This is a genomic window from [Clostridium] colinum, from assembly GCF_940677205.1.
Lineage (GTDB): Bacteria > Bacillota > Clostridia > Lachnospirales > CAG-274 > Tyzzerella > Tyzzerella colina.
Genome location: NZ_OW712331.1, coordinates 1459802 through 1471805 on the forward strand (window position 1 = coordinate 1459802; position 12004 = coordinate 1471805).

A 12004-nucleotide genomic window follows, 5' to 3' on the forward strand; every position below is an offset into this window, starting at 1 on the left:
AAAATCTCCTTTTTACATTTCCATCTCATACTCTTCAACAACTTCTATTTTTCCTGTCTGCTCAAGCTCATCTTCATCATAAACAACACCTTTGCTTTGTTCATCAAACTCTCGTTCAATTTCTATCTTTTCTTTTAACAAACTTTCTAAAGTTTCTTTGTGTTCAAATGGTGTGTTATGAAATTTTTCTACTTGTTCTTTTTGTTCTTGTAACTCTTTTATGTTTTTGTCTGCTATTTCTATCCTTTTATCTATTGATAAAATACACTCGTCAAGTAAATCTATATTTGCTTTTTTATAACCATTATTTAAAGTTAATCTGTGGCTAGCATTATGTTTTAATTTTATATCTGCAAGTACCTGTACTCTAGCACTATAAATTTTAAAACCTTTATACTCGCCGATTAAATCTCCAAAGCCCGACGCATTAGTTACTTGTATTAAAAATGCACCTGCTTTTTCCTTATCTGTATATTTATTGCCTTTTATAGTTATTTCAAAATTTTCATCACTAGATAAATCTCCTAAAGTTTTTATATATTCATCATCTAGCTTTAACTTTTCTATTCTGTTGTTAAGCCTTTCAAGTTCTTTTGGATAAATCTCATTTAAAAAGTTTTCGCTTGAATATTGCTTTTTCCTATAGGCTTTTTCTAAAACTCTAAGTTTTTCTATCTCTGTATCTATTTCCATTTTTCTTTTAATTTTGGGATTACCTGTTGCTAGTGCTTTAATTTCTGCATAATCAAGAGTTATATCATCTATATCTTTAACTTCTCGCCCTGTTATAGCGCCAACTTTTGCCTGTGTTATAAACCTTTGTTTTTGCTCTAAAATCTGCCAACTATAAGCATCAAAACTACCTTTTGTAATACACTTAAATATTTTTACTTCTTCATTTTCATTGCCTTGTCTTAATATCCTACCTTCTCGTTGCTCAAGGTCTGACGGTCGCCAAGGTGTATCCAAATGATAAAGAGCTACTAGCTTATTTTGAAAGTTTGTACCTGCTCCCATTTTTGCAGTGCTACCTAAAATAACTCTTATATCGCCTATTCGTACTTTTTCAAACATATCTTCCCTTTGTTTTGAAGTTTTAGCACTATGTACAAAAGCTATTTCATCTTCTTTTATTCCTTTTTCTATTAGCTTATTTTTTATATCATCGTACACATTAAATTCATTCTCTTTAGGTGTAGATAAATCGGAAAATATAACTTGTGTAGATTTATTTTCCATTGTTTGATTATATATTTCATAAACTTTATCAACAACAAGATTTACTTTGCTATCTTCATAATCAGGATTATTTTCATCAATATGTCTTATATCAAGCCCTGCATATCTACCTTCATTTACAATTTTTAACAGATTATCTTCTCTAGGGTCTTTACCATTTTTACAAAATTCTGCTCTTTCTCCAAAGCTTTTCATCTCTTTTTCCAATTCTTCACTTGCTTCTGCTTCTAATACTTCTTTTATATGTTTTGGAACAGGTAAATTTATCATTTCTGTTGTAACTACATCTGCCACTTTATTATATAAGTTCATAAGTTCAGGTATATTTCTAAAGTTTGAAAACCTTGTTTTTAATTGAAACCCATTTCCTGCAGGAGATATTTCTAACTTTGTTTCTGTACTTGCAAATATTTTTTGCCAACTATCAAAGTTATAAATGCCTTGTTCTCTTAATGTATCCTGCATTAAATATCTTTGCATTGTGTACATCTCTGCCATTGTATTTGATATAGGTGTACCTGTTGCAAATGTTACTTTGCCACCTATTTCTTCTATATAGTCTATTTTCATTTTTAAATTTAAAGCCTTTTTTGATGCCGTTTGATTTATACCTGCTATATTTCTAAGTTTTGTTATAAAATATAAATTTTTATACAAATGTGCCTCATCTATATATAAAGCATCAATACCTAGTTGTTCAAAATCAAGTATTGTTTCTTCTTTACTATGTATCAATTTTATGAGACTTCTTTCTAATGATTTTCTAGTTCTTTCAAGCATTTTTATAGTAAGCCTATCTTCATTTTTATCAAGTTCACTCATCTCATTAATTATATTTTTAATTTCATTTTCTAAGTTTTCAATTATTCTATCTTTAGATATTTTAAGTAAATCAAATTGCGACTGCCCCATAATTACTGCGTCATACTCATTTTGTGCAATTTTAGATAAAAATCTTTTTCTATTTTTGGTTTCAAAACTTTTTTCATCTGCATACAAAATGTTAGCATTTGGATACAAAAGATAAAAATCATTTTTAAACTGTCCCATTATGTTATTTGGTACTACTAAAAGTGGCTTGTTTGCTCTTCCTAGTCTTTTGTTTTCCATTGCCGACACTATCATTATAAAAGTTTTGCCTGCCCCTACCTGATGGTCAAGTAGTAAGTTATTAGGGTTAAAAATGCTCCTTGCTACTGCTCTTTTTTGGTGTGGGCGAAGTTTTATATCAGGCGACAAGTTAGGTAAAGTAAGCTCTAAATCAAAGTTTGCGTTTATAGAATTATTAAATCTTTCATTGTATTCTTTCATTATTCTATCTCTAATTTCTTTATTTTGATGAATAAACTCTTCAAATTCTCGTTCTATAAGCATTTTTTTCTCTGTTGCTTTTATAGTTTCTTCTTTGTTTTGAACATACCTTTTTCTGCCCTCACTATCTTCAACTTCATCTTTAACAACAACTTCTGTATTATTAAGTATTTTTTCAAATATATATAACGCCCCTATACGATTTGTACCATATTCTTGTGTGGCTAAATAGTTATGTACTGTTTTATTATATATTTTCCATTCAGAAGTTTTTTCATTATATCTAATATCAGGCTCTGAATATAAATTTAATATTTTTTTAGCAAAAGCTTTCATATCTTCAGGTTTATATAAGTCTGAACCTATATCTATTTTTATATCAGAAAAATCTACATCTTTAGGTATAACTTCTTTTAGCTTTTCAATATTTCTTTGAAAATATGGACTTTCTTCTTCTAGCTCTTCTACTATTTTTAACTTATTTTTAACATTACCATTTAAGTAAATAGATTTTACTTCCCAACCTTTTGTAATATCTTCTTTGCTATAATTTAAAGGGTTTAAGTATATAAAATCCACTTGTATAAGCTCGTCTATTATTTCATTAATCTGCTTATCATATAACTTTTGCATATACTCAAAATCTATATCCCCATACTTATTAAGTGATAATACAAGTGCATCTTTTGCATTGTCTACACTTTCTATTTCAATATTTGGAGCAATAGTCTTTTGAAAGAAAAATTTTGTTTTTTCATATTTTCCATCAACAGATTTTTCTAATGAAGTTAAAAAATGTATGTCGTCATCTTCCTTAAAAGCCGATATATTTATTCTACTATTTATATAACCATATTTTGCTACAAACTCATCATATATACGATTAAATTCTTTTAGCTTTTTGTTAAATAATTCATCAGAAGAATATACATCTAACTGTACATCTATTATTTCTTTTGCTAAATCTCTAATTTTTATCATACCAATAACTCTATCTTTGTTTTTTACATTAACTTGTTCAATATGATTGTTTGAATATTTGTAAAATATTTTATCGTTATAATAAGCGTATCTATAAATTCTATAATTAGGTTGATTAAGTAAATAGTCTATGTCTTTATCACTTTGTCCATTATCTTCATTAATAATATCATCATTTGTAATCAACAACTGATTATTTACAATGTTTTTAGGTAAATTTTCTATTGCTTGTTTTAAATCTTCTGATATATTTTCATTTGTAGCATCTACTGTTAAATCGTATCTACCGTACCTGTTTGTTTTATAATTAAGTTCTCCTAAAATCATTTCAGGGTGATTTGTAAAATAGTTGTTTATTCTATTTTCAAACTTTACTTCTGTTGTATTTACCCAATCTGGTATTTCTTGTCTCTCTTTTTCTAACTTTTGGAAAAACAAAATATCCGATGTAACTTCTGTTCCTGCTAACTTTTTAAAAGCAGTATTAGGTAGTCTTATAGCACCTATAAGTTCTGCTTTTTTTGAAATTTCTCGCCTAAAACTATCGTCCTTTTTATCAAGTGTTCCTTTACTTGTTATTACTGCCACTATTCCATTTGGTTTAGTAAGTTCTATACTTTTATTTATAAAATAATCGTGTATTAAATAATTATTTTTATTGTATTCTTTATCATAAATACTATAATCTCCAAAAGGAACATTATCAACAACTAAATCAAAACTATTTTTATTAAAGTATTCTTTTTCAAAGCCATTTATTTTTATTTTTGCATTTGGATATAATTGTTTTGCTATTCTACCTGTTATGCTATCTAATTCAACACCTGTAATGTTACTATTTTTTAAGTTTTCAGGTAAATTTCCTATAAAATTACCTATCCCACAAGATGGCTCAAGTATTTTTATGTTACTATCATATCCAAAATTTTTAATTGCATCATAAATACAATCAATAATCTCTTTTGATGTATAATGTGCATTAAGAGTTGATGCTCTTGCCATTTCATACTCTTTATCTGTTAAAAGTTCTTTAATTTCAATAGCTTTTTCTTTAATAAATGGACTTTTTATGTTATCAATATTTTCAAAAACTTGAGGCAAACCACCAAAACCAACATAATTAGCTAATATTTCTTTTTCTTCTGCTCTCGCTACTCGTTTTTCACTTTCTATTAAACGTAATGTTTTTATTGCATCTATGTTAGCTTGTATTTTTTCATTTGTTGTAGTTGGATATGGTGTTTTTTTGTTGTGTATATTAAAGTTTGAAAACAAAAAAGAAGAAGATTTATTTATTTCTTCTTGATTTTTTAAAATATGATAAATTGTTTCTACACTCTCATCTTTAAACACAGGTAAATTAACATCAAGTGTTAAATTAACTCGCTTTAAAAGATTGTTTACGGAATAGATAGTATAAATTTGTTTTTCAAACTCTATTTCTTTTCCTATATATGAGTTTATATATTTTAGCATAATTTCATCATTAGAAATTTCTTCTATTTTTTCTTTTTGAATTATCTCAAACTTATCTATTTTAGGGTCTATTGCCAAAGAGCTACCATTTTCCCAAGCAATATGTATTTGCCCTATATCATCTACACTTTTTATAACTCCTTTTAAGCCGTTAGGAAGGTTTTCTCCTACCATTTCTTCAAGAATTATTGTATCTCCTATGTTGTAACTTGTTTGTTGTTGTTCTGTTTGTTTTTCAATAGTATTTTTGTTTTCTGCCTTTTCCTGTGATTTAATTTCATTATAATAATTATTATTAAATAGGCTTATTTCTTCATCTTTTAGTTTTTCGTTAGATTTATTTTCTACAACAGAAAAAGGAACAGTTTTTTCCTGCTCCTTTTCAGTTTTTGTATTAGAATTACTAATATTTAACAAGTTTCTTTCATAATCTTTTATATTACTTTCTATTTCTAGTAAATCAAATTTTATAGTTGCACATAATTTATCAAAAAATATATCTATATCTTGTATTTTTACTTTATGTAAAATTTTAGTAGCTAAAATTTCCAACTTATCACTATCTTTTTGTATACCAAGTCTTGTATTTTTAGCAATTCTATTCATATAGTATATTAAATCTTTTAAATCTTCATCTCCTATATTATTAAATACATATTTTTCATAAAATTTATCTTTACTAAAATCTAAATCTACTATATTTTTATGTCTTTCTTCTACATATTCCCATAGCTTTATTTTTTGTTGGTATGTAGAAGATACATCAAAAACATATCTTAACTTGCTAAAAGTCCCATCATCAAAAAGTCCTATACCTTTTTCTCCCTTTTTTACTTGATACTTTATCCTTTGCCAAGTTTTATAATCTGCTACTGCTGTTGCATTTTCATTTTGTACATATATACATAATGCATCTACAAAATTATATTTATAAAACTTGGAATAGAACTTTATAAACTTTATAAGTTCTTCTTTATTTGATAGCATCTCTTTTACTTTTTTACCAAAACTAACTTTTATATCTTCATATTTAGACATTTATATCAACCTTTCTTTTGATATATTATTTCATACTAATATAATAACATAAAAACTTATTAAAAAAGTCCAGAAAAAGTCCAGAAAAAGTCCAGAAAAAGTCCAGAAAAAGTCCAGAAAAAGTCCAGAAAAAGTCCAGAAAAAGTCCAGAAAAAGTCCAGAAAAAGTCCAGAAAAAGTCCAGAAAAAGTCCAGAAAAAGTCCAGAAAAAGTCCAGAAAAAGTCCAGAAAAAGTCCTATATTTTTTGCTTGATATAAATCAAGCAAAAAAGGGATAGTTAAGACTACCCCTATACTATTTTATTCTAAAACTTTTTCAATATCAACATTTAAAAAATGGTCTTGATATACTACTTCTTGTAATGCTATTTCTTCTGCTTCTCTATAAAGCATTTTCTTATGTCTTTCTATTTCAACTATATTCCAATCATCTTGAATAGGCTCTTTTTCAAGTTTCTTTTCCATAATATTATCTATTATATTATAAACTTTTTCATCTATATCATTAAATATTTTAGGTAATTTACCTGCTACACCTAAAAAACTATATCTAGCTTTATTTATTGTTTTCATATGCTCCATTGCCATTTTACCATATTTACCAACTTTAAACTCTTCCTCTTCAAAAATAGGATAATACATACCGTGTTTCCCAAGTTCATATTTTATACCATTTTCGATTTTATACTTTTCCATTTTTTATTCCTCCATTTTGTATTTTTCTTTTAATTCTTTTTTATATTGTTCTATCTCTTCATCTGTAACAGTTATATCTATTTTATCTAATAATTTATCTATTATTAATTCATATTTTATTTTTCTATCATTATTGATTTGTTCTTTAATAAATAATTTATTCTCTAACTTATCTAATTGATTTGGTAAAGTATAAGTTTGTGTACAAAAAAATATATTTATTATAAAAGCATAAAAAACAACTGTATACAATAATAATTTAGAACTTGATTTACATCTATTCTCTTTTTTGAAGTTCTTGTTTTACCTTTTCTTCTACTATCTTCTCTATATTTGTTGATTTTTCTTGTTGTAAATAATTAATCGCATTTCCTAAGCTATCTTTTATCAAAAAAAGAATAAAAATATCAATAATTATACTTATAAAAAATCCTTCTTTTCTTAATATTACAAAAAAATTGATTATCATAAAAATTGATGCTATAGTAAGAATTATTAAATCTTTTTCTGTTACAATCATTTTATAAATATCATTTCACCATATTAAAATATTAAACTTATTAATTGAAATGCTCCTAATATAATTAATAATATTGTAACTGTAATTATTAACTGTAAAGCAAATTGCTTAACCCCTTTTAAAATATCAGTGTATAATATTTTTTTATTATTAGGTTCTTCATCTTTTAACATACCATAAATACTATCGATGTTTTTTAACTCTGTTATCATTTTTTTACACAAAACATCATTTATATTTGTTGTGTCCTTAAGATTTTCAATTAAATCAAGCATTTGTTTGCTATTTGCTTGATTTTCTTTACTTATACTTACTTTTACAAGTTCAAGAATATTATCAAAAAATATATTATTATTTTTTGATTGTTCTTCAAAACAATTTTCTACATAGTTTCTTAACTCTAAAAACCTGTTGTCTATATATTCTTTTATTTCTTCCATTTATTTTTCCTCTTACTCATCTTTAATAACTGCTGTAGTATTAGTCCCATTTACAGTTATCCATCCGTGTTTATCACGAGCCTCAACTTCTTTAAGTTTAATTAAATTTTCTGTAATAGACTGAGATAATGTTTTATTTGCGTCTGCTTCTGCTTGTGCTTTAATTTTTATTTGTTTTGCTTCTGCTTCTGCTTGTTCTATCTTTTTTTGATTTTCAATTTTAGATTTTTCTAACTCTAATTTAGAAGTTTCTACTTCCTGTTGTTTATTTATTTTATTTTGAATTGCTTTTGTTGTTTCTTCATCTAATCTAATTTGAGTAAAAGAAACTCCTTCTATTATTATTCCATATTCTTCAAATTTAGGTGCAACATAACTTTGTACTGAATTATTTAAGTCTGTTCTCTTTTCTCCATATATATCTATTAATGAAAATTTTGAAGAAACTTCTCCACTCCAAGATTTCATTTTTGCTCTTATAAAAGTTTCTTCTATGTATTCTGGACTTTTACCTCTAAACTCTGTATATGTCTTTGCTAAATTATTTACATCAAATTTATAAGAAAACTCTAAATCTACACTAACCGACTTTCCATCCGAAGTTGGTATATTAAAAGAACTATCCGAATCTTTACTCTCATCTTTATTCGCACTTAAATATACTTGTTGCCTTGATATAGGATATTTTGTAACCTTTACAATAGGACTTTTAAACCTTAACCCTTGTTCAAGAACTTCATTTTTTATACCACCATTTAAACTATACTGTATTCCAACATAACCAGCTTTTATAATAGTTGTACTAAAATAAAGTAATATACTTGCACTTGCTAATAATACTATTATTTCACTTGCTACAAAAACTTTCTTTTTCATCTCTTTCTCCTTTTGTATTTAGATTTCTTTATACATTATTAATATATTATATATGCTTGAAAGTATTTTTTTTCTTAAAAGATGATATTGACTTTTTGATAAATTCAACTTATTAAAAATATATATTTCACTTTCTTGTGCTTTATATCTTAATTCTAACATTTGTTTAAAATCATCATTTAAAATGTCTATTATATTTTTCATTTTTGCATTTTTTATTTCTAATACTAATATTTCATCTTCTTGATTTTTTATATCTTCTTCTATCTTTTCAATCATTTTTTCATTATATTGAATTTGTTTCAGTATATTATTTTCAAAATATGAAGTACCATCACTATTACCTTTTGGCATATTATCCATAGCTATACTTTTAATATCTATATCAAAATCTAATTCTAAATTTCTATTTTTTTCTTTTAAAAGTATTTTTTTATCCTCTAAAGATACTATTAAATTTTTTATAAATAATATTTTTTCCTCATTTTGAAAATATTCCTTTATTTTTTCTTCCACTAATTTTATATTTTCTTTTTTCATATCACACCTCAATATATAAAAAAACTATAAACTTAAATAATATCGTATTTACTATCACAGTTAGTGCTATTAAACTTAATATAATAAACATAATTTTAATCATCCTCTTATTTAAAAAATAAGTCTAAAATATTATCTGTTGATAATTTATTTTCTTTTGGCTTGTTCTCTTTAATATTTTTATTTAAAAAATCTATATCTTCTAACTTTATATCTTTTTCAGTATTTAACTTTATTATAGTATCTTTTTCTTTTGATATTTCATCTTTTAAGCCACGTATTCTTTTTAATGGAAATGTTAATCCACTCAATATCGCTAGTGTATAGTCCTTATTTATATTTTGAAATTTATCTAAGTATTTACCTACTTTTTCAAAAAACAATTTTTCGTCAAAGTTTATCCCTTTAGATAATCCTAGATATTTTATAACACCATCTTCTTCTAATCTAGTAAATATACCATTATTTATATTTTCTATTAAATTTTTAGTACTTTCATCATTTTTACAACTAGCAATATTTATCATTCCCTTTGTCTTTAAAAGTCTTAATATTTCTGCCTCATCAATATTTCCTTTTGTTGTTTCATATTTTTTATAATCAAAAATTTTACTAAATAAATTTACAAAACTTTTATTTATATGTTCAATATCATTTTTTTTATTATTATCAAGCATAAGACAACCACACAAATTTTCTATTTCTGTAATTTCTTTCAAATATTCATAGCTATTTATTTTAGCTTGAAGAGTATCTTTATCGCTTGGTAAAATACTTATTAATCCAACATCTTTGTTAAATGCGTTAATAAAAATGTTTGCAAGTGTAGGGCTTATGCCACTTCCTGTACCACCACCAGTAGAAGATACTATGTAATATAATTCTCTTTTACTTAATGTTTGGTCTATAAACTCATTTATAGCATTAAAATCATCTTTTGCTACTTTTTTAGCACTATCTCTATCTTTAGCACATCCCAATCCATTTTTTATGTGGTATTTTATATTTTCATCAACATTTACAGTATCTAAATCTCCTTTACTTGAATTAATAAATACTACATCAAAGCCATTTACCTTTAATAATTTACCGATATTTCCTCCTGCTTGTCCAATTGCTATAAATCCTATTTTTTCTTTCATAACTATTCCCCTTTTATTTTTATTTTTATTTTTCTTTTTGTTTTTATATTTATATTTAATCTTCAATCTTGTTTAAAATTTCTAATCCTTTATCTGTGATGTAATAAGTTTTAGCATTTCCACTTAAAATACCATAATCTATTAGACCCTTTTGTTTTAATTTTTCAAGCCTTTTATATACTGTGTTATATTTTACATTTCCACTATTAACTAACATAAATTTTTTTATTTCAAAACTCTTTAAGTAGCTTGTTTTATTCTGTTGCTCTAAGTCTTTTAAGCAAACAATGTCTATTTTATTTAGACTTTTCATAAATATCTCCTTATTGTTTTTTTGTTTTAATTATTCTTAACCTTTAAACTCTTTATGCTCTATATTGAAACAAAACTAATATCTAATATTGATTTGACAGATATAAGACTTTATATATATATATAATAATATTTATATATAATTATTTTTATATTTTTATATATAATAATATTTATATATATAATTATTTTTATATATAATATGGCAAATTTGTTTCATACTGTAATAATCTCAAGCATTTTGAAGCAAAATTTACAAAAAAATATAAATAAATTGTTTCATTTTAAAACTATAAGATACTTATTAACATTTTGTCCACATTTTATTAATGTTGCATTTTGGAACAATTTATAACAAAATACCTTCATTTATGTATAAGTCATTTTGCAACTTATATTCTTTTTCTATATAATGATTATAAATAGTTGTTATCATATAATTTTTAAAGTTTATTATTCTAGTTCCTACTCTTTTTAATCGTTCTATTATATCTAATATATCCATATCATTTATTTTAGAAAATACTCCTCTAACAATTTCTGCCGGTTTATTTTCTTTATTAATTTTTATATATTCACTATCCGTAGTCATAACATCAATTATAACTCGATATACGCTATCAAACATGTTTACAAAATGTTCATTTTTTATATCTTGACACATTTCATTAATTATGTTATAATTAATATTATTTTTTATTAATGAAATGGTTTGACTTACTTTATTTTCTTTTTTATGAGGTTCTACCATTTCTTTTTTGCTTTCAAAATTATGTATGTTATTAGTTTTATTATCTTCTAAGTTTTCATTGTCTTTTATTTCTTTATATTTATAATTTTTTTTATTTCTTTCTATAGTATCTCCACCAATCTTTTGTAATGCTTCATTTATTGCATCAAAATTAACTCTATATCTATGTTTCTTTTCTAATCTATCTATTGTTAAAAATCCTAAACTTTCTAGTTTTTTTATGTATCTTCTTATGCTAGACTTTGATAAATTAAGCATATTATCCTTTGATATTTTTTCAATATTTATCTCAAAAAATTCAGGACAATGCCAATTATTATCTATAAATTCTTTTCTAAACCTTTGAGCAATCTCTATAATTTCATTTAAAATTACACCCATAATAAAATCATTTGTTATTTGTACTAAATCTTTTCTTACAATTACTTTTTCCATATATTTTATCCTCCTAATTTTTTTATCCTTATTTATCAATTACTTTTTTATTTTTAATTTTCTTTTTCTTCTTCTTGAAAGTATTCTCCTACTATTACAAAAAAGATATACCAATTAATAAAATTATTATTCCTATAATAGCTAAAACTTTTTCTCCTTCTGAAAATGCTATTATAATACCACTAATATGTAATAAAAATATAGCTATCAAATCTTCTTCTATTACAACCATTTTATAATTCACCTTA

General features: G+C 24.4%; 11 protein-coding genes. All 11 read right to left on the reverse strand.

Annotated elements, in window-relative coordinates:
- Positions 1-12 precede the first annotated feature (12 nt).
- A complete protein-coding gene (locus NBW53_RS07225) occupies positions 13-6045 on the reverse strand; it encodes a DUF4314 domain-containing protein (RefSeq protein WP_250277603.1) in 6033 nt (2010 codons plus the stop codon).
- Between the two features lie 299 nt (positions 6046-6344).
- Entirely contained in the window at positions 6345-6740 is a 396-nt protein-coding gene (locus tag NBW53_RS07230) for a TnpV protein (protein ID WP_250277604.1), read from the reverse strand.
- Between the two features lie 3 nt (positions 6741-6743).
- Positions 6744-6992, reverse strand: a complete 249-nt coding sequence (locus NBW53_RS07235) for a hypothetical protein (protein ID WP_250277605.1) — start codon at positions 6990-6992, stop codon at positions 6744-6746.
- Between the two features lie 25 nt (positions 6993-7017).
- On the reverse strand, positions 7018-7260 hold the full coding sequence (locus tag NBW53_RS07240) for a hypothetical protein (RefSeq protein WP_250277606.1): 243 nt from the start codon (positions 7258-7260) through the stop codon (positions 7018-7020).
- Positions 7261-7283: 23 nt separating this feature from the next.
- On the reverse strand, positions 7284-7700 hold the full coding sequence (locus NBW53_RS07245) for a hypothetical protein (RefSeq protein WP_250277607.1): 417 nt from the start codon (positions 7698-7700) through the stop codon (positions 7284-7286).
- Positions 7701-7712: 12 nt separating this feature from the next.
- A complete protein-coding gene (locus tag NBW53_RS07250) occupies positions 7713-8576 on the reverse strand; it encodes a prohibitin family protein (protein WP_250277608.1) in 864 nt (287 codons plus the stop codon).
- Between the two features lie 18 nt (positions 8577-8594).
- Positions 8595-9116 carry a hypothetical protein gene (locus NBW53_RS07255; protein WP_250277609.1) on the reverse strand — a complete coding sequence of 174 codons (522 nt, stop codon included), beginning with the start codon at positions 9114-9116 and terminating at the stop codon, positions 8595-8597.
- 107 nt (positions 9117-9223) lie between these two features.
- A complete protein-coding gene (locus NBW53_RS07260; RefSeq protein WP_250277610.1) occupies positions 9224-10258 on the reverse strand; it encodes an FtsZ/tubulin family protein in 1035 nt (344 codons plus the stop codon).
- A 55-nt stretch (positions 10259-10313) separates the two neighbouring features.
- Entirely contained in the window at positions 10314-10571 is a 258-nt protein-coding gene (locus NBW53_RS07265; RefSeq protein ID WP_250277611.1) for a winged helix-turn-helix domain-containing protein, read from the reverse strand.
- Positions 10572-10919: 348 nt separating this feature from the next.
- Complete coding sequence (locus NBW53_RS07270) at positions 10920-11756, reverse strand: DUF6017 domain-containing protein (protein WP_250277612.1); 837 nt, start codon at positions 11754-11756, stop codon at positions 10920-10922.
- A 94-nt stretch (positions 11757-11850) separates the two neighbouring features.
- Positions 11851-11988: a hypothetical protein gene (locus tag NBW53_RS07275; RefSeq protein WP_250277613.1), complete on the reverse strand. Its 138-nt coding sequence runs from the start codon at positions 11986-11988 to the stop codon at positions 11851-11853.
- Positions 11989-12004 lie beyond the last annotated feature (16 nt).